Raw genomic sequence first — 18,574 nt, forward strand, 5'->3', positions numbered from 1 at the left:
TCAACACTTGATGCCCACATGCAGCGCTACGACGCCACCGGTGAGGTTGTGGTAATCGACATGGCCAAAACCGGCCTCGTGCATCAGTGCTTTGAGTTCTTGCTGGCCGGGGTGCATACGGATGGATTCGGCCAAATAGCGGTAGCTGTCGGCATCGCCCGCAATCAGTTGCCCCAGCTTGGGCAATACATTGAACGAATACCAGTCGTAAGCCTTGGTCAGTGGCTGCGCCACCTTAGAAAACTCCAGCACCAGCAGCTTGCCCCCGGGTTTGAGCACCCGGCACATCTCGGCCAGAGCATCGTCTTTGTGCGTCATGTTGCGCAGACCAAAAGCAACGCTCACCACATCAAAATGCTCATCGGGAAAGGGCAGTTGCTCGGCATCACACACCAGCGTGGGCAGGGCCACGCCCGCATCGAGCAAGCGATTGCGCCCCACGCGCAGCATGGCTTCGTTGATATCGGTGTGTACCACGCGGCCACTGCGACCTACCTTTTTGGCAAAGGCCAAGGCCAAATCGCCGGTGCCGCCCGCAATGTCGAGCACCTGACTGCCTTCACGCAGGTTGGCTACCATGACGGTATAGGCTTTCCAAAGGCGGTGCAGACCCGCCGACATCAGGTCGTTCATCAGGTCGTATTTGGGCGCGACCGAGTCAAAAACACTGCGCACGCGCTGTGCTTTTTCGTGCTCGTCAACCGACTGGAATCCGAAGTGGGTGGTACTCATAATGCTGATGCTATCTGCTATGGCGACAACCCTGCAAGCCTTCCGGGTATCGCGCTGGGGAGTGAGAAAAAGAAGAACTTTAATGACTAGCGCAGCCGGAACCCTCTGGGCGTGGGCCTCCCCGGACGGGCATGGGGGTGTCGCGGTCTAGTCCGGCAGCGGCCAAGCGTTGCAGGTAGTTTTGCCAGAGGGCCTCTTGATCGCGGCCCAGCTGGTACAAAAAGTCCCAAGTGAAGATGCCGCTGCTATGACCATCTGAAAAGGTGGGCTGCACGGCGTAGTGGCCTACTGGCTCTAAGGCCAGCAGCGTGACATCGCGCTTGCCCGTTTGCAACGTTTCTTGGCCGGGGCCGTGCCCTTGCACCTCAGCCGACGGCGAGGCCACGCGCATCAGCTCAAAAGGGATGCGAAACACAGCGCCATCCGAAAAAGCCACTTCAAGAACGCGCGAGGTTTCGTGCGCAGTGATGGCTTGGGGCGTAGGGGAGTGGGCAGTCAGACCGGCCATAGTGTGGCTCCTCAGAGAAAAACAAAAAAAGCGGACATAAAAAAGCCGGCAATCAAGCCGGCCTTGGGGGACAGTGAGCGCTTTAGGGCGTCGCAGTCGCTTCGGCAGCGGCCGCAGCACCGGCTGCTGGGCCAGGGGCGGTGAACTTAGCACCACCGGCATTGGCCATATAGGCTACAGCACGGCCAATTTCGATGTCGTTGAACTCGCCGCCACCTTGGGCACCCATCGCATTTTTACCCTTGAGTGCCGATTGCAGCAGCGCATCAAAGCCAGCGCCAATGCGCGGGCCCCAAGCAGCAGCATCACCAAACTTGGGCGCACCCACGGTGCCGTTGGCGTGGCAAGCGGAGCATTGGGCGGTATAGACTTCCTCGCCAGTGCGCAAGGCCTTTTTAGCCTCGCGGATGGCCACGGTGCCTACTTTTTGAATACGACTGGCAACTGCTTGACCGCCGTCATCCAAGCGCCCTGCGGGCGTAGTGGGGTTGGTCTTGACGTAGGCCGTGGCGACCAGTCCGACCACCACGGCAATCGGCAGCACAAGGGTCAGCATCACGGAGGACAGCGACCCTCGGGAGCGGTTGGGGTGTTTTTTGTGGGGATTGGCGCGCATGACGTCCTCGCAAAGATCGGGGGTGAGTGGACTGAAAAATAACCCCGGATTATATGGGTGCATCTTCAAGGCCAGCGCAGAACCAGCTTGGAGGGGCCGCTATCTTGTGTGGGGGCTTGCCCAGCCATGCCATAATTGCGAAGTCGGCCCTGTGCCGCACCAGCGGCTGTAGCTCAGTGGATAGAGTATTGGCCTCCGAAGCCAAGGGTCGTGGGTTCGATCCCCGCCAGCCGCACCAGCATTTTGACTGGGCTTGAGCCATTCAAGCCCCATTCCCACCCAAACGCCAACCACAACGGTTGGCGTTTTTGCTTTTCCCCAACGCAAGCTAGGTTAAAAACGCGCTCTCAAACAGATATTTTTACTATTTTGGAGGGTTTACTATGCACCATGTTGTTGTTCGTCACTGGCACGCCACGGTTTTGTCTAGCTGTTTGGCAGCGTTATCGTTGCCGGTGTGGGCTGAACGGCCAATGGCAGTGGAAGATGCCAGCACGATGGAGCGCGGCAGCGCCAAGGTAGAGCTGGGCTGGAGCAAAGATGCTAACCTGCGTGGTTGGGATACCTCCATCGGTTATAGCCCGCTGCACCATGTAGAAACCGAGGTAAATTTTGGTCACGCCCGTGATCACTCCTTCACACCCAGCGACACCCAGCGTGCGGTAGGAGCTGCCGTTAAGTGGGTGCCGTTGCAAGCCGACCAGGGGTTGTCAGCGGGCCTGAAATATGCGTATAGCCGTGATCGTCTCGATAGTGAGCAGGCCAAATACCACACACATAGACTGTTGGCTCTGGCCAGCTGGACATTTACAGCCGGGCCAAGCCTGCATCTGAACCTTGGAAAAACTTGGACACGGGGGCAAGGCCATGTTGGCACTTGGGGACTAGGGGGCGATATGCCAGTGCTAGGGGCTTTGGTATTGACGCTAGAAACTTTTGGTGAGCAAGAGCGCAAACCAGCCTACCAAGCTGGGCTACGCTACCAAATAGCAGAGGGACTGAAACTATCGATGGCTGGTGGCCGGGGCAATCGGCACAATATGGGTAATCTGGGAATAGCTTGGGAGTTCTAAGCTCCTATTGGCCTGATACACAAAGCGTGGTGGGCAACTTGCAACCGGGCTGCGAGGGCGATTTTGTGCTGATCAACCCGCAAGCCACACCGCTGCTGGCCCAACACACGCCAGTAGCTTAGGCAAGTTGCTGTTTGCCGTGATTTCTCAAGCAAAATAGCGCTCTTAAGCTGTCTTGAGCAGAGCCAGCAGCTATCAAAACCGTAGTTTTCACAGGAGCCGAGCTACCATGAGCATCAAAAGTGACAAATGGATCCGCCGCATGGCAGCCGAGCACGGCATGATCTCCCCCTTCGAGCCAGGCCAGGTGCGCCAAGCGGCAGATGGTCACAAAGTCATCAGTTATGGCACCAGCAGCTATGGCTACGATATCCGCTGTGCGCCCGAATTCAAGGTGTTTACCAACATCCACAGCACCGTGGTAGACCCCAAAAACTTTGACGAAAAAAGTTTTGTCGATTTTTATGGTGACTCCTGCATCATCCCGCCCAACAGCTTTGCGCTGGCGCGCACGGTAGAGTACTTTCGCATTCCGCGCAATGTGCTCACCGTTTGCTTGGGTAAAAGCACTTACGCCCGCTGCGGCATCATCGTCAACGTCACGCCTTTTGAGCCCGAATGGGAAGGCTACGTCACACTCGAATTTAGCAACACCACCCCCCTGCCCGCCAAAATTTATGCTGGAGAGGGCTGCGCGCAGGTCTTGTTCTTTGAGAGCGACAAAGACGACGTGTGCGAGACCAGCTACAAAGACCGTGGCGGCAAATACCAAGGCCAGCACGGCGTCACCCTGCCACGCGCCTAATCAGGCCCCATAGCTCCCACCGGAGACAGCGCATGAAATGGGAAGGCAACCGCCAATCCGACAACGTCGAAGACCGCCGCGACAGCCCTAGCGGTGGCGGCCAGCCCGTGCTCGGTGGGCGCAACATCGGCTTAGGCACCATCGCTGTGGCCCTGCTGGCAGGTTGGCTGCTGGGCATCAACCCGCTCACCGTACTGGGCGTGCTCAGTGGCGGTGGCCACCCCCCGGCGCCAGTGCAGCAGCACACCCCAGCGCACCGCCCTCCAGCGGACGACCGCATGGCCAAGTTTGTCTCTACCGTGCTGGCCGACACCGAAGACGTCTGGACGGAACTGTTTCGCCAAGGCGGCAGCCACTACCAACAACCCAAGCTGGTATTGTTTCGGGGGGCCACGCCCACCGCCTGCGGCACCGGCCAAGCAGCGATGGGGCCGTTTTACTGCCCCGGAGACCAAAAGGTCTATATCGACTTGGCTTTTTACGAAACCCTGAAGCACGACTTAGGCGCACCCGGCGAGTTTGCCCAAGCCTACGTCATTGCCCACGAAGTGGGCCACCACGTCCAGCACCTGCTGGGCATCAGTGACGAAGTAGACCGCCAGCGTGGGCGCGTGAGCCAAGTGCAATACAACCAACTTTCGGTGCGGTTAGAACTGCAAGCCGACTGCTTGGCCGGTGCTTGGGCGCACCATGCGCAAGCCTCGCGGCAAATTTTGGAGCAAGGCGACATCGAAGCCGCCATGAACGCCGCCGCCAAAATTGGCGACGATGCCCTGCAACAACGCAGCCAAGGCCGCGTGGTGCCCGATAGCTTTACCCACGGCAGCAGCGCCCAGCGCGTGCGCTGGTTTCAGCAGGGGCTACAAAAGGGCAATGTGCAAGCTTGCGACACTTTTTCAGCGCGTAACCTCTAGCCCATAGCGTTTTCGATACCGTTTTGGCGGCGCTGGTGCGACAATTGCACACCAATGACAAGCTCCTTCTCCAATTTATCGCTGGCCGAGCCGCTAGCGCGTGCCGTAGCCGAAATGGGCTACGAGTCCATGACTCCCATTCAGGCACAAGCCATCCCCGTCGTGCTCACCGGGCAGGACGTCATGGGCGCTGCCCAAACTGGCACTGGCAAAACCGCTGCCTTCTCACTGCCGCTGCTACAACGCCTGCTCCAGCACGAAAACGCCTCCACCTCCCCAGCGCGCCACCCCGTGCGCGCCTTGGTGTTGCTGCCCACCCGCGAACTGGCCGACCAAGTGGCACAGCAAATCGCCCTCTACGCCAAATACACCAAACTGCGCAGCGCCGTGGTCTTTGGTGGCATGGACATGAAGCCCCAAACCCTAGAGCTGAAAAAAGGCGTTGAGGTACTGGTAGCCACCCCAGGGCGTCTGCTCGACCACATTGAAGCCAAAAACACCGTACTCAACCAAGTCGAATACGTCGTTCTCGACGAGGCCGACCGCATGCTCGACATCGGCTTCTTGCCTGACCTGCAACGCATCCTCAGCCACCTACCCAAGCAGCGCACCACGCTGCTGTTTAGCGCCACCTTCTCGCCCGAGATCAAACGACTGGCGAGCAGCTACCTGCAAGACCCCATCACCATTGAAGTAGCCCGGCCTAATCAGACCGCCTCCACCGTAGAGCAGCGCTTTTATGCCGCCACCGACGAAGACAAGCGCCGCGTGATCCATCAGGTGCTCAAAACCCGTGGCATCAAGCAAGCCTTTATCTTCGTCAACAGCAAACTCGGCTGTGGCCGCTTGGCGCGCAGCCTAGAGCGCGAGGGCCTCAAAACCACCGCCCTGCACGGCGACAAGAGCCAAGACGAGCGCATCAAGGCTTTGGATGCCTTCAAGCAAGGCGAGGTCGATTTGCTGGTCTGCACTGATGTGGCCGCGCGCGGCCTCGACATCAAAGACGTGCCCGCCGTGTTCAACTTTGACGTGCCGTTCAACGCCGAAGATTACGTCCACCGCATTGGCCGCACGGGCCGCGCCGGGGCCTCCGGGCTGGCCGTCACACTGGTGTCGGGCAGCGACACCCGTCTCGTGGCAGACATCGAAAAACTGCTCAAAACCAAGCTCAACATCGAAACGCTGGCCCTAGACGAGCCGCCTCGCACCGAGCGCCCTGCCAGCCGCTACGCTGAGGCACGCCCCGAAGGCCGCAGCGAGCGCTACGAGCGCCCAGAGCGCTTTGACCGTGCAGCCAGGTCGCCGGTGCAGCGCGGCGGCTTTCGGCCCGCTATGCCCTCGCGCGACCCGTTTTTTGACAGGCCCTACGAGGCTCCAGCCGCTGGCGCAATAGCACAATGGGACTCGGCTCCCCCCAACCCGGCAGCGCGTGGCACCCCATCGGGCAACATCAAACCACGGCGCAAGCTAGCGGCCTTGTTCAAGCCGACAGAGCCAACAGTAGCACCCGCCTGAACGCAGCCCCATCGGCAAAAAGTTGACGAGATGCCTTGTGATTTAAAAAATCTATGTGATTACACTGATCGATCACATTGATATTTTTGAAGAAGGCATTGCCTGCACTTTGCCATGCCGATTGCACGACGCAAAATACTCAAACAGTTGTTGGTCGGCAGTAGCGGCCTAGGGTGGGCACTGGCCCGCGCCCAGCCCTGGCCCAGCAAGCCCGTCAAGATCGTGGTGCCTTTTCCCGCAGGAGGCTATGCGGATGCCTATGCCCGCATTCTGGCCGAACACATGACGCTGGCATGGGGGCAGTCCGTCACGGTACACAACCGCACTGGCAATGGTGGGATGTTAGCCGCCTCAGAGGTAGCCCAAGCCGCTGGCAATGGCTACACCCTGCTGATGGGCACGGTAGGCACCCATGCTATCAATGCCTCTTTGTTAGCCCGTCTGCCCTATCACCCTGTGAATGACTTTTCTGCGATCAGTTTTGTCGTAGAAGCTGAAGGCGTGTTGGTAGTACCGGCATCGTCACCCGCCAAGACAGTACAGGAACTGCTGGAGTGGGCACGAACGCAAAAAAATCTCAGTTTTGCCTCAGCAGGGCTAGGAAGCACCAGCCATCTGGCAGGAGAGCTGTTCAGACAAAAAAACCGGCTCGACCTCACCCACATTCCATACAAAGGCAACAGCCCGGCACTGGTCGATCTGATCGGTGGGCAAACGACCATGATGTTTGCCACCCTGCAAACGGTGATACCGTATTTGCAGTCTAGGCGATTGCGGGCCTTGGCGGTGCTGGGAGCGCTGGGGGCGACTCCATCCCCTTGGGTACAAGGGCTACCCTCACTGGCGCAGTCACCTTGGATGGGTAAAACACTAGCAAACTGGGCTGGTCTTTTTGGTGCCGCCGGTATGCCTGCCGTGGTGGTACAAAAAATTCATGCCCAAGTGCAACGCATTTTGCAATTGCCCACCGTGCAAGCACGGATGACCGCCGAGGGGATGCGCTTTGTGCCCATGGGCAGCGACACATTCGCCCAGTTTGTTCGGGCCGAGATTGCCTCTTGGCATGACATCGTTCGCGCCTCAGGGGCTACAGTCAATGAGGGTCGGTTTAGCCCTCGTCAGACAAATCTCTGGCTGGGCTAGAAATAGCCTTCAAACCAATGTCGTCTCGGTCATTCTCAATCAGCTCTTGCACTAGAACTTTGATGCAGTGGGCAACGTGGCGCGTAGCTTCGGTGTAGGGACGCTGGCTGGCTGAGGCCAACAGCAAGCGGGTATGGATTTCTGGATTAGTCAACGGCAAGGCCACTAGATGCCCAGCCTGCAACTCGGCTTTCACGGCAGATGGCCCTAGCACCGTATGCGCCAAACCAGTGGCCGTAATGTGCTTGCTCATGCTCAGACAATCAACTTCATAGACCACGTTGAGCCGTATTCCTAACTGCTGCGCCGTCTGCTCCAAGGTTCGGCGCAAGCCATGTTGCCGACTCGAGAGAATCAGCGGCACTCGGCCCAGTTGTTCAAACTCAATGTCGGCTCGATCTCCTTGGCCCAAAGGCAGATATTTTGGGGCGCAGATCAAAGCCAGCCGAGTATCTGCCAGCGGCTCTAGCAGCACATGGTGCGAGCGGCGGGCATGGTGCAGCACGGCCAAGTCTAGCCGGGCATCTTGCAACCATTCGTGGATGTGGCCGCTATAGCCTTCGACCACGTTCAGGCGTATACCCGGAAACTGCTGGCGTACCCTCTGAAACAGCCGCAAGCCCAAAAAGCTAACGGTGGTGGGCGGCATTCCTACCGCCACCTCACCCGTTACCTGCTCACGGCTGGCACGCATATCGACAGACACCTGTAGCAACTGTGCCAACAAGGGCCGTACGCGGGCTACAAACTGCTCGCCATCAAGCGTCAAGGAGACTCCCCGACCGTGGCGGTACAGCAGCCGCACAGCGCATTCTTCTTCTAATTTTTGCACCTGCCGCCCAAGGGAAGGCTGGGTAATACCCAACACGGCAGCCGCCCGTGAAAAACTACCCAGCTCGGCCACTTGCAATAGGTATTCGATGCGTTTGAGGTTCATGGTGGTAATTGAGCAGTGTAGTGCGACCTCTGGCGCGGTTACCCTAGCACATGCCTATGCCTATAACGCATAACTGATAAAGCAATCTAGGCCGCCCCAAAAACGGTATAGCCCCGTAATCTTATTGTCTGTTTGCCTTTCGATAGTTTGCTCCTATGACCGCTCTTGCTTCTCCTATTTTCGATAGCCCCACAGCCCGCCAAGACATCGTTTTCATTGAAGACAACCTTGTGGATTGGCAAGTGCTGGCCCAAGCGGTGGCAGCAAAGGCCAAGGTCGTGATATTGGATAGTCAGAACGACGGGCTGCAACAGATGGCCGAGTACCTTGCTGGGCTACCCCAAGGCAGTGTGGATGCTATTCACCTGTTGAGCCACGGCAGCACTGGCCAAGTGCAACTGGGCCGTGCCACATTGACTGCTGACAATTTACACAGGTACGCCACAGAGCTGGACACCATCCACCGCTCTCTGAGCGCAGAGGGCGACTGGCTACTGTACGGTTGTGATGTGGCAGCCGGAGAGGCTGGTGCCCGCTTGCTTGATCAGCTTGGCCGCATAACCCAAGCTGACATGGCAGCATCTACCAACCTCACAGGCTATGCAGCACGGGGGGGCAATTGGGTGCTGGAAGCACGTACTGGGATACTTAACACTGCCGCGCTCGCGGTGGATGACTACACTGGAACACTGGCAGTAGTGTCATTTACTGGCGATGCCGGCAACACTAGCGCCCCCAATGCCACGGTGTCCACAAGCACGCCGGTGGCATCCGTCGCCATCACCAACACCGCCACCAGCGATACGCTAGATATTGCGATCAATGGTGGAACTGGCATTTATCAAGACACCACGAGTGTGTTCACCGGTTTGGGCATGAGCGTGCCCACAGGCAGTAGCGGCATGGTGGTGGTCACGGCGGACAATACCGACATCAACAGCATCACCCTGACCGTACAAGGCGGCAAGGTGTTTGATTTTGTGTCCATGCTGATGATGGAGGCGGGAGGGCTGAGTGAAGTCATGACCTTCACGCCCAATGGCAATGCTGCCAACAAAGTGACGCATAACTTCTCCGGGGGGCAGACGCAAACTGTCGATTTGAGCGCCAATACAAATTTTGACAATCTGACCTCATTGACCATTTCCAGCAATGATGGCGTATTCCAAGTTAACTTTGACGACATCCAACTGGAAAACATCGGCGGCGGCAACGTTGCCCCAGTCTTCTCTAGCGGTGCCACCGGCTCAGTCAACGAAAACGCCAGCACCTCCACCGTGGTCTACACGGCGATGGCCGTTGATGCAGACAGCGACACTCTGTCCTATGCGCTGTCTGGCACCGATGCCGGGTCTTTTACCATCAACGCCACCACTGGCGTGGTGCGATTGACCACTGCCGCCAACTACGAAGTCAAGAGCAGCTACAGCATTAATGTACTGGCCAAGGACGCCACCCACACCACCACCAAGGCGGTGACCGTCAACGTCAACAACATCAATGAGACACCGGTGTATTCCAGCGGCACCACCGGCACCGTCGCCGAAAACGCCGCCACCAGCACCGTGGTCTACACCGCTGCCGCCACCGACCCGGAAGGCGGGGCTGTCACCTATGCCCTAGCGGGCACCGACGCCGCGTCGTTTACCATCAACAGCAGCACGGGCGCGCTGACGCTGAATGCCTCGGCCAACTATGAAACCAAGACCAGCTACAGCCTGAACGTGCTGGCCAAAGATGGGGTCAATACTGGGCTGAAATCAGTGACCATCAGCGTCACCAATGTCAACGAAGCCCCCGTCCTGACCGCGCCCGCCTCGCAAAGCGTCAACCAGAACACCGCCACCGCGCTCACCGGCATCAGCGTGGCCGATCCAGACGCAGGCTCCAATTCGATCACCGTGACCCTGTCGGCAGCGGCAGGCACGTTTGCCGCTACCACCGGCAGCGGTGTGAATGTGGCGGGTAGCGGCACTAGCCTAGTGTCACTGAGCGGCACACAAACCAATATCAACTCTTTTATTGCCGCCAGCAAGGTGACCTACACCACGGCGGCAGGTGCCACTGGCACCGTCACGCTCAATATTGGCAGTAACGACGGTGGCAACTCGGGTTCGGGCGGCGCGCAAACTGACAGCAAAACCGAAACGCTGAATATTGCCGTCTCCAACGCCGCGCCTACTATTACCAGCGGTGCCAGCGCCAGCGTAGCCGAAAACGCCGCCACCAGCACCGTGGTCTATACCGCTACCGCTACCGATGCCGAAAGCGACGCGATCACCTACTCGCTGACCGGCACCGACGCAGCATCGTTCTCCATCGATGCCAGCACCGGCCAGATGCGCCTGCTCACTGCGGCGGACTATGAAACCAAGTCCAGCTACAGCATCACCGTCAACGCCAAGGATGCCAACAACACCACCACCAAGGCAGTGACCATCAACGTTACCGATGTGAACGAAGCGCCCAGCTTCACTAGCGGCGCTGCGGGCACAGTGGCGGAGAATGCAGCCACCAGCACCGTGGTGTACACCGCCACAGCCACTGACCCAGAAAGCGAAGCCATCACCTACGCCCTGTCTGGCACCGACGCCAGTGCGTTTACCATCAATAGCAGCACAGGCGAGCTCACGCTCAATGCTACTGCTGACTATGAAACCAAGTCCAGCTACAGCTTAGAGGTGATTGCTTCTGACGCCAGCAGCCATACTGCGGCCAATGCACTGACCATCAGCGTCAGTAACGTGAACGAACCACCAGTGCTCACTGCGTCGGCTTCGCAAAATATAGCCGAAGCTACTGCCACCCCGATCACTGGCATCAGTATCAGCGATCCAGACGCCGATACCAACCCGATCACACTCGCACTGTCGGCGGCGGCAGGCAGCTTGACAGGCACCTCCGGCGGAGGTGTCACGGTAAGCGGCAGCGGTACCAATTCCATCACATTAACGGGATCGCAGACTAGCCTCAATGCATTTATCTCTGGCAACCACATCAGCTACACCAGTGTGGCTGGGGCCACTGGCTCTATCACACTCAATATTACTAGCAACGATGCTGGCAACAGCGGCTCAGGTGGCACACAAACTGATAGTAAAACAAAAACCCTCAACGTCTCTTCTGGCCCCAGTACCACCGTAAGCAGTGTGGCATTCTCTGCGGACACTGGGGTGAGCAGCACCGATTTAATTACCAAAACAGCCGCGCAAACAATTACAGGAACGCTAAGTGCAGCGAGCATTACCGGAGAAACAGTAGAGATTTCTTTGGACAATGGCGCAACGTGGGCTGTTGCAGCCAACACCATCGGCCAAGACACCTGGAGTTTAGGCAGCCAAACCTTAACAGCCAATAACACTTTGCAGGCACGAGTCACCAATGCGTCTGGAAGCAGTACACCCCTAACCCAGAATTATTTTCTGGATCAAACCTCCCCTACCACCACTATCGCCACGCAGGAATTTTCATCTGATACTGGGGCCAGCAGCACAGATTTTATTACCAGCACTGATGCACAAACCATCAGCGGCACCCTGAGCACAGTGACTGCGGCCGGGGAAATCATACAAGTTTCTTTGGATAATGGCACTACTTGGGTAACAGCTACCAATACTATTGGCTCTAGCAACTGGACACTGACAGGCCAGACGCTTATTGCAAATGATACGCTAAAAATACGTGTGGCTGACACAGCGGGAAACAACGGCCCCGAAGTAAGTAAATCTTATGTACTGGATATTATAGCCCCCACCCCCAATTTTGGAACGAGCTCTCCGGCTGACAACTCTATCAATGCTGGTATTGATAGCGATATCATTGTTCGATTTACAGAGCCATTGGATTCAGGATCAGATACTAGCAAAGTCTATCTAAAGGATATAACTAACAACAGTGTAGTGGCAGCCACCATCAGCATCAATGGTAATGGTGAGTTGGTTATAAATCCAACCGCCTCTCTAGGCTACAGTACAGCCTATTATGTTAACTGGGATACTGGTGCACTCCAAGATGCCGCTGGCAATGCCGCGACAGCAGTCAGCAATACCAGTACCTACAATTTCACCACAGCCAGTGCGCCTGCGCCTGCCCCTGCGCCTGCGCCTGATCCGGGGCCTGATCCTGCACCTGCACCTGCACCTGCGCCAGCGCCAGCGCCAGCACCAGCACCAGCACCAGCGCCAGCACCAGCACCAGCACCAGCGCCAGCACCAGCACCAGCACCAGCACCAGCACCAGCACCAGCACCTGCACCCGCACCTGCACCTGCACCTGCACCTGCACCAGCGCCAGCACCCAGCACTGAAACTGTTGATGGCACCACGGTACAAACACAGACCAACACCCAAATCGGCAGCAATGGCCAAACCATCACCACCACCACCCAAACCATTGCCCCGGTGAGCAAAACCCGCCCCGAAGACACCAATACCCCCAATGGTGCTCTGGCTGATATTCCGCTGGCCAAAACCAGCAGTGGCGAACCGCTGCTACAAGTGAGCCTGCCCGTCGGAGTCGGTCTGACCTCTGAAAGCAGCGAAAGCAGCAGCCTGACCCTGCGCGAGAAACTCATTCAAGCCAGTGAGCCGCGCATTGATCTGCCTGCCAACTTTGCAGAAGTCCTTGGCCAAGGCATTGACCAATATGTGCCCGGCGTGGTTAACCAAGACCAAGTCATGGTGCGCACCATCACCCTGACCACAGCAGCAGGTGGCACCGCACCCACGCAACCCATCGTCATTAGGGGCACCACCGGCACCGGCGAGGATGACAGCACCAATCCCCAGCGGGCTGAGGCCTTGGTGATTGATGCCCGCCAGCTACCACCCGGCTCCGTACTCGATTTGAGTTTGGTTGAGTTTGCCATCGTCATTGGCCCCAGCACCGCTATTGGCGGCAGCGGGCGTAACTTTGTCATTGGCGATGGCAGTGCGCAATTTTTAGTGCTGGGCGCTGACGACGATGTGCTGCGCGGTGGTGATGGTAATGACACCATTGGCTCCAAAGGTGGAGACGATCAACTGTTTGGCGATGGCGGCAACGACTGGGTAGTCGGCGGCATTGGCAATGACACCTTGCAAGGTGGTGATGGCAACGACCTGCTCCAAGGTGGCCCCAGCGACGCCGGGCGCTGGCGTTTTGCCCTCACGCCTGAGGGGCGCTTGCAAGTGGACTTTACCCCCAGCAGCACCGAGCTGGCCGACAGCACCGGCCTGCACCTGACCAATACTTGGAGCAACAACCACGGCAGTGGCTTGGTCACTGATGCGCGCTTGGCGTGGGTCTATGACAACTACCAACTGGCCCAAGACACGGCCTTGTTGGTGCATGCGCTGGGTGGGCGCTTGCCCACCTTGAGCGAGATGGGGGTATTTGCGGCAGGAAACTACAGCAGTGCCCAGTTAGGCGAGATGGCCCATAGCTATTGGATGCGAACCCATTCCACATGGGCAAACCAATCCTTACCAGAACAGGTGGCTGCCGTGATGAACCAAGTCTGGGGCACAGGCAGTGCAACTGCCGCATTAACCAATTTAGGGGTAAGTCATCTGAACGCGGGTGGTAGTTGGTCGGCGATTTGGTTGGCCTTGGCACGCGATGCCCACCATACGCGAGCGCTCACTGATGCCCAAGGCCATCTACAGCTCATCGATCAACAGCTCAGTGAAACGGGCTGGTCAGCGAATGCGGGCAACAACACCCTGCTCGGTGGTGCAGGCAATGATATGTTGGTGGGTGGCAGTGGCACAGATGTGCTCGATGGTGGCGAGGGCACAGACATGGCAGTGTACTTTGGCAGGCCGTCAGATTACGAGGTCGCCCTCACGCCCAATACTGCGGCTGGGGTGCATGATGCACTGATCCGGCACAAAGCCAGTGGCACAGTAGATGTGGTGCGCCATATAGAGCTGCTGCAAATTGGCGGGGTGTTATACCAAGTGCCAGCCGGTCAGAATCAGCCCGCAGATAATGTCTATGTCGAGCTGCAAGACTATGTGCAACCCGTCACCACAGCTACCTTAACGGGGATGAGTTGGTACATAGATTCGCTCTCTTAACCCAACACCTTGGTTTGGCATCGTGCTGTGCCTTGTGTAGCACGATGCATAAACAGCTACCAGCATCCATAGCACCTGTATCGGGCCGCCCAACGAGGCCACACTCTCTTAAGACTTTCTTGCTATCTGGTAGTTCTTTCTTGAGACTATCTTGATGCCATCTTTCCTAACATGGAGCCATCTCCATAGGAGGATGAGATGGATGCTTTGTATTTGGGTCTGGCCGGTATGTTCTGGCTGCTGGCCTATGGTTTGTTCAGGGGTTGCTTCGGCCTAGCAACGCAGGAGCAGCGCACATGACCGGCTGGGATCTGTGGGCGTTGCTGCTCTCTGGTGGCGTGTTTTTCTATCTGATCGTGGCGTTGCTGCGTCCGGAGGACTTTTCATGACCTCTGGGGCATGGATTCAACTGGCCGCTTTCCTAGCCGTGCTGCTGGCGCTGTCTTGGCCCCTAGCGCGCTACATAGATGCCATTCTGTCTGGCCGTGTGGGCTGGATGCAGCGGCTGGAAGCGCCACTGTGGCAACTGCTAGGCGTGCAAGCAAACCGCGAAAGCAACGCTTACCGTTATGCCCTAGGGCTTTTGGTGTTCAATGGCTTGGGGGTGTTGGCCGTCTATGGGCTACAACGGTGGCAGGCCTACCTGCCTTTCAACCCTCAGGCAATGGCGGCCATCAGCCCAGATTCAGCCTTCAATACCGCGATCAGCTTTGTTACCAACACCAATTGGCAGGGGTATGGTGGCGAGTCCTCCATGGGCTACCTCACGCAGATGCTGGGGCTGACGGTACAGAACTTTCTGTCTGCCGCCACCGGCATCGTGGTGGTGCTGGCCTTGATACGCGGTTTTGCCCGCCATTCGGTGCAGACCATAGGCAATGTGTGGGTAGACCTGAGCCGGGTGACGCTCTGGATTTTGTTGCCACTGTCACTGGTGTTCTCTTTGATGTTTGTCAGTCAGGGGGTTCTACAAAACCTGTCGCCCTATCAAGAGGTGACTACGTTAGAGCCTGTGACTTGGCAAATACCACAACTGGGCCCCGAAGAGCAGCCGATAACAGATGCACAAGGCCAGCCGCTGCTGCAAGAGCAGCACAGCGCGGTACAGACCATAGCCATGGGGCCTGTGGCCTCCCAACTTGCTATCAAGATGCTGGGTACCAATGGTGGTGGTTTCTTTAACGCCAACTCTGCCCACCCCTTTGAAAATCCGACGCCACTGAGCAATTTCTTGCAAATACTGGCTATCTTTCTGATTCCAGCATCCTTGTGTTTTGTTTTTGGCCAGATGGTGTCTGACCAGCGCCAAGGCTGGGCTGTGTTGGCAGCTATGGTGATACTTTTTGTCGCCTTCGTCATTCCTGCCACAGTGGCCGAGCAACAGGGCAACCCAGTTCTAGCGGGGTTGGGCATTGACCAAAGCCCCAGCAGCATCCAGTCTGGCGGCAATATGGAGGGCAAAGAGGTGCGTTTTGGCATCAATGCCTCTACCCTGTTTGCCATCGTTACCACCGCCGCCAGTTGCGGGGCCGTCAATGCCATGCATGACAGTTTTACCCCTTTGGGGGGTGCCATGCCGTTGATCCTGATGCAACTGGGTGAAGTGGTGTTTGGCGGCGTGGGCTCTGGCCTGTACGGGATGCTGCTGTTTGCCATTTTGGCCGTATTCATCGCCGGCCTGATGATTGGTCGCACGCCAGAGTATCTTGGCAAGAAGATCGAGGTGGTAGAGATGAAGCTGGTGGCTATAGCCATCCTCGTGACGCCCTTGGTGGTGCTGCTCGGAACAGCCTTGTCGGTGATGACCGAGGCAGGCCGTGCGGGTATTGCCAATCCTGGCCCGCATGGTTTCAGTGAAATTTTGTATGCCCTGAGTTCAGCCGCCAACAACAACGGCAGTGCTTTTGCGGGCCTGTCTGCCAATACCCCCTTCTACAACGTATTGCTGGCTACAGCCATGTGGCTGGGGCGGTTTGGCATCATTGTTCCGGTGCTAGCCATTGCCGGATCACTGGCCGCAAAAAAACGCCTCACAGCCACCGAAGGCACGCTGCCAACCCACGGGCCGCTGTTTGTGGCACTGCTGATCGGCATGGTGTTGTTGGTCGGATTGCTGAACTATGTGCCTGCCTTGGCACTGGGGCCTGTTGTTGAGCACCTGATGCTGTGGAGCCAAGCTGTATGACCCGCAAAAAGCTTACCCTGTTAGACCCGGCTCTCATGCGCCCCGCGTTGTGGGATGCCGTCAAGAAGCTCGATCCCCGAATCCAGTGGCGCAACCCTGTGATGTTTGTTGTGTATGTGGGCAGCGCCTTCACCACCGCCTTGGCGTTAGGTGATCCTACGCTCTTCACGGTGGCTGTAGCCTTGTGGCTGTGGTTTACCGTCTTGTTTGCCAATTTTGCCGAGGCTTTGGCCGAAGGCCGCAGCAAGGCGCAGGCAGCATCCTTGCGGGGCCTCAAGAAGAAAACATGGGCCAAGAAGCTCGATGCTGATTCTCGCCCCGACATGGCGCGCGAACAAATGCAATGGCTGCCGCTAGAGGCCGACATGCTGCGCCGTGGTGATCTGGTGCTGATAGAGGCTGGAGACACCATCCCCGCCGATGGGGAGGTCATTGCTGGGGTGGCTTCGGTGGACGAAAGCGCCATTACTGGCGAATCGGCCCCAGTGATACGCGAGTCCGGGGGCGACTTCAGTGCCATCACCGGTGGCACCCAAGTGCTTTCTGACTGGATTGTGGCCCGTATCACCGTCAATCCAGGAGAAACCTTTGTCGATCGGATGATCGCTATGGTGGAGAACGCCAAACGGCAGAAAACCCCCAACGAAATCGCGCTCACCATTTTGCTGGTGGCACTGACCATCGTGTTCTTGGGTGTCGTCGTCACCTTGCTGCCTTTTTCGCAGTTTTCTGTCAATGCCAGTGGTGCTGGGGAGCCAGTCAATCTGGTGGTGCTGGTGGCTTTGCTGGTCTGCCTGATCCCCACCACGATTGCCGGATTGCTCAGTGCCATTGGTGTAGCAGGCATGAGCCGCATGATGCAGGCCAACGTGATTGCCACCTCTGGGCGGGCGGTAGAAGCAGCGGGCGATGTCGATGTGCTGCTGCTGGACAAAACCGGCACCATCACCTTGGGCAACCGCCAAGCCAGCGCATTTTTGCCAGCACCGGGCATCAAAGAGGTCGATCTGGCCGATGCTGCCCAGTTGGCCTCCTTGGCGGATGAAACCCCGGAGGGGCGCAGCATCGTGGTACTAGCCAAGCAGAAGTTTCAATTGCGCGAGCGCGATATCAGCGCGTTAGAGGCACAGTTTGTTCACTTTACGGCCCAAACCCGGATGAGTGGCGTCGATATGGCCGGTGGACGCAGCTTGCGCAAGGGAGCTGCCTTAGCCATCCGCAACTATGTGGAGGCTCTAGGCGGACACTTTCCAGCCGCACTGCAAGCGCTGGTGGATGATGTCTCACGCCGGGGCAGTACCCCGTTGGTGGTGGCCGATGGCAGTCAGGTGCTGGGCATCGTAGAGCTAAAGGACATTGTCAAGGGGGGCATCAAAGAACGGTTTGCCCAATTGCGCCGCATGGGCATCAAAACCGTGATGGTGACGGGGGACAACCGCCTGACGGCAGCGGCCATTGCCGCAGAAGCCGGGGTGGACGACTTTCTGGCCGAGGCCACGCCCGAGGCCAAACTCAAGCTGATCCGTGACTACCAAAGTGCTGGTCGGTTAGTAGCCATGACGGGCGATGGCACCAACGACGCCCCCGCACTGGCCCAAGCCGATGTGGCGGTGGCCATGAACACCGGCACCCAAGCGGCCAAAGAGGCGGGCAATATGGTTGATCTGGACAGCAATCCGACCAAACTGATCGAGATTGTCGAGACAGGCAAACAAATGCTCATGACGCGAGGCTCCCTGACCACGTTCAGCATTGCCAACGATGTAGCCAAATACTTTGCCATCGTGCCCGCCGCCTTTGTGGGCACCTACCCCCAGTTGTCTGCGCTGAACGTCATGCAACTGACCAGTCCGAACTCGGCCATTTTGGCGGCGGTGATTTTCAATGCCCTCATCATCATTTTTCTGATTCCCTTGGCGCTTCAGGGCGTGCCGTACCGTGCTGTGGGCGCGGCAGTGCTGTTGCGGCGCAATCTGGCGATCTACGGTCTGGGCGGCGTCATCGTCCCCTTTGTCGGCATCAAGTTGATTGATATGGCATTGACCATCGTTGGTCTGGCCTAAAACAAACCCTCTCGGATTTCTCCC

At 57.7% G+C, this 18,574-nt stretch carries 13 protein-coding genes and 1 tRNA gene; 10 read left to right on the forward strand and 4 right to left on the reverse strand.

What is annotated here, in order from left to right; translation table 11 throughout:
• The 3 genes from ubiE to BMX55_RS11880 all read right to left on the reverse strand — a co-directional run bounded on the left by ubiE (position 1) and on the right by BMX55_RS11880 (position 1,796).
• On the reverse strand, positions 1 to 732 hold the full coding sequence (gene ubiE, locus BMX55_RS11870; RefSeq protein ID WP_091457995.1) for a bifunctional demethylmenaquinone methyltransferase/2-methoxy-6-polyprenyl-1,4-benzoquinol methylase UbiE: 732 nt from the start codon (positions 730 to 732) through the stop codon (positions 1 to 3).
• A 79-nt stretch (positions 733 to 811) separates the two neighbouring features.
• Positions 812 to 1,240: a gamma-butyrobetaine hydroxylase family protein gene (locus BMX55_RS11875; RefSeq protein WP_091457997.1), complete on the reverse strand. Its 429-nt coding sequence runs from the start codon at positions 1,238 to 1,240 to the stop codon at positions 812 to 814.
• 82 nt (positions 1,241 to 1,322) lie between these two features.
• Positions 1,323 to 1,796 (reverse strand): c-type cytochrome, encoded by a 474-nt coding sequence (locus BMX55_RS11880; RefSeq protein ID WP_245751433.1) that lies wholly within the window; start codon positions 1,794 to 1,796, stop codon positions 1,323 to 1,325.
• A gap of 222 nt (positions 1,797 to 2,018) precedes the next feature.
• On the opposite strand from BMX55_RS11880, the gene BMX55_RS11885 reads away from it, so the two are divergent.
• From BMX55_RS11885 to BMX55_RS11910, 6 genes are all read left to right on the forward strand, one after another.
• Positions 2,019 to 2,094 (forward strand) — tRNA-Arg (locus tag BMX55_RS11885).
• Positions 2,095 to 2,239: 145 nt separating this feature from the next.
• The gene (locus tag BMX55_RS11890) at positions 2,240 to 2,929 is read left to right on the forward strand and encodes a hypothetical protein (protein WP_091458003.1); all 690 of its coding nucleotides are present in this window, start codon (positions 2,240 to 2,242) and stop codon (positions 2,927 to 2,929) included.
• A 229-nt stretch (positions 2,930 to 3,158) separates the two neighbouring features.
• The gene (gene dcd / locus BMX55_RS11895) at positions 3,159 to 3,734 is read left to right on the forward strand and encodes a dCTP deaminase (RefSeq protein WP_091458005.1); all 576 of its coding nucleotides are present in this window, start codon (positions 3,159 to 3,161) and stop codon (positions 3,732 to 3,734) included.
• Positions 3,735 to 3,766: 32 nt separating this feature from the next.
• On the forward strand, positions 3,767 to 4,648 hold the full coding sequence (ypfJ, locus tag BMX55_RS11900) for a KPN_02809 family neutral zinc metallopeptidase (protein WP_091458008.1): 882 nt from the start codon (positions 3,767 to 3,769) through the stop codon (positions 4,646 to 4,648).
• Between the two features lie 54 nt (positions 4,649 to 4,702).
• Positions 4,703 to 6,163, forward strand: coding sequence for a DEAD/DEAH box helicase (locus tag BMX55_RS11905; RefSeq protein WP_091458010.1), 1,461 nt, complete (start codon positions 4,703 to 4,705; stop codon positions 6,161 to 6,163).
• Positions 6,164 to 6,277: 114 nt separating this feature from the next.
• Positions 6,278 to 7,306 (forward strand): Bug family tripartite tricarboxylate transporter substrate binding protein, encoded by a 1,029-nt coding sequence (locus BMX55_RS11910; protein ID WP_091458013.1) that lies wholly within the window; start codon positions 6,278 to 6,280, stop codon positions 7,304 to 7,306.
• Here the strand turns inward: BMX55_RS11910 and BMX55_RS11915 are convergent.
• Complete coding sequence (locus BMX55_RS11915; RefSeq protein ID WP_091458016.1) at positions 7,272 to 8,243, reverse strand: LysR family transcriptional regulator; 972 nt, start codon at positions 8,241 to 8,243, stop codon at positions 7,272 to 7,274. The two genes, BMX55_RS11910 and BMX55_RS11915, sit on opposite strands and share 35 nt — an antisense overlap.
• Before the next feature lie 155 nt (positions 8,244 to 8,398).
• Between BMX55_RS11915 and BMX55_RS11920 the strand changes: the two genes are divergently transcribed.
• The 4 genes from BMX55_RS11920 to kdpB all read left to right on the forward strand — a co-directional run bounded on the left by BMX55_RS11920 (position 8,399) and on the right by kdpB (position 18,550).
• A complete protein-coding gene (locus tag BMX55_RS11920; protein WP_091458019.1) occupies positions 8,399 to 14,302 on the forward strand; it encodes a cadherin domain-containing protein in 5,904 nt (1,967 codons plus the stop codon).
• Positions 14,303 to 14,598: 296 nt separating this feature from the next.
• Positions 14,599 to 14,691: a potassium-transporting ATPase subunit F gene (locus BMX55_RS11925; RefSeq protein ID WP_091458021.1), complete on the forward strand. Its 93-nt coding sequence runs from the start codon at positions 14,599 to 14,601 to the stop codon at positions 14,689 to 14,691.
• The gene (kdpA, locus tag BMX55_RS11930) at positions 14,688 to 16,487 is read left to right on the forward strand and encodes a potassium-transporting ATPase subunit KdpA (protein WP_091458023.1); all 1,800 of its coding nucleotides are present in this window, start codon (positions 14,688 to 14,690) and stop codon (positions 16,485 to 16,487) included. Before BMX55_RS11925 ends, kdpA begins: the two co-directional genes overlap by 4 nt.
• Positions 16,484 to 18,550: a potassium-transporting ATPase subunit KdpB gene (gene kdpB, locus BMX55_RS11935; protein WP_091458025.1), complete on the forward strand. Its 2,067-nt coding sequence runs from the start codon at positions 16,484 to 16,486 to the stop codon at positions 18,548 to 18,550. Before kdpA ends, kdpB begins: the two co-directional genes overlap by 4 nt.
• Positions 18,551 to 18,574 lie beyond the last annotated feature (24 nt).

The organism is Giesbergeria anulus (assembly GCF_900111115.1).
In the GTDB taxonomy this organism is placed as follows: Bacteria; Pseudomonadota; Gammaproteobacteria; order Burkholderiales; family Burkholderiaceae_C; genus Simplicispira; species Simplicispira anulus.

Excerpts from the sequence above, each read along its gene's own strand:
- ubiE (WP_091457995.1), bottom strand. The coding sequence starts at position 732 with ATGAGTACCACCCACTTCGGATTCCAGTCGGTTGACGAGCACGAAAAA.
- BMX55_RS11875 (WP_091457997.1), bottom strand. The coding sequence starts at position 1,240 with ATGGCCGGTCTGACTGCCCACTCCCCTACGCCCCAAGCCATCACTGCG.
- BMX55_RS11880 (WP_245751433.1), bottom strand. The coding sequence starts at position 1,796 with ATGCTGACCCTTGTGCTGCCGATTGCCGTGGTGGTCGGACTGGTCGCC.
- BMX55_RS11890 (WP_091458003.1), top strand. The coding sequence starts at position 2,240 with ATGCACCATGTTGTTGTTCGTCACTGGCACGCCACGGTTTTGTCTAGC.
- dcd (WP_091458005.1), top strand. The coding sequence starts at position 3,159 with ATGAGCATCAAAAGTGACAAATGGATCCGCCGCATGGCAGCCGAGCAC.
- ypfJ (WP_091458008.1), top strand. The coding sequence starts at position 3,767 with ATGAAATGGGAAGGCAACCGCCAATCCGACAACGTCGAAGACCGCCGC.
- BMX55_RS11905 (WP_091458010.1), top strand. The coding sequence starts at position 4,703 with ATGACAAGCTCCTTCTCCAATTTATCGCTGGCCGAGCCGCTAGCGCGT.
- BMX55_RS11910 (WP_091458013.1), top strand. The coding sequence starts at position 6,278 with ATGCCGATTGCACGACGCAAAATACTCAAACAGTTGTTGGTCGGCAGT.
- BMX55_RS11915 (WP_091458016.1), bottom strand. The coding sequence starts at position 8,243 with ATGAACCTCAAACGCATCGAATACCTATTGCAAGTGGCCGAGCTGGGT.
- BMX55_RS11920 (WP_091458019.1), top strand. The coding sequence starts at position 8,399 with ATGACCGCTCTTGCTTCTCCTATTTTCGATAGCCCCACAGCCCGCCAA.
- BMX55_RS11925 (WP_091458021.1), top strand. The coding sequence starts at position 14,599 with ATGACCGGCTGGGATCTGTGGGCGTTGCTGCTCTCTGGTGGCGTGTTT.
- kdpA (WP_091458023.1), top strand. The coding sequence starts at position 14,688 with ATGACCTCTGGGGCATGGATTCAACTGGCCGCTTTCCTAGCCGTGCTG.
- kdpB (WP_091458025.1), top strand. The coding sequence starts at position 16,484 with ATGACCCGCAAAAAGCTTACCCTGTTAGACCCGGCTCTCATGCGCCCC.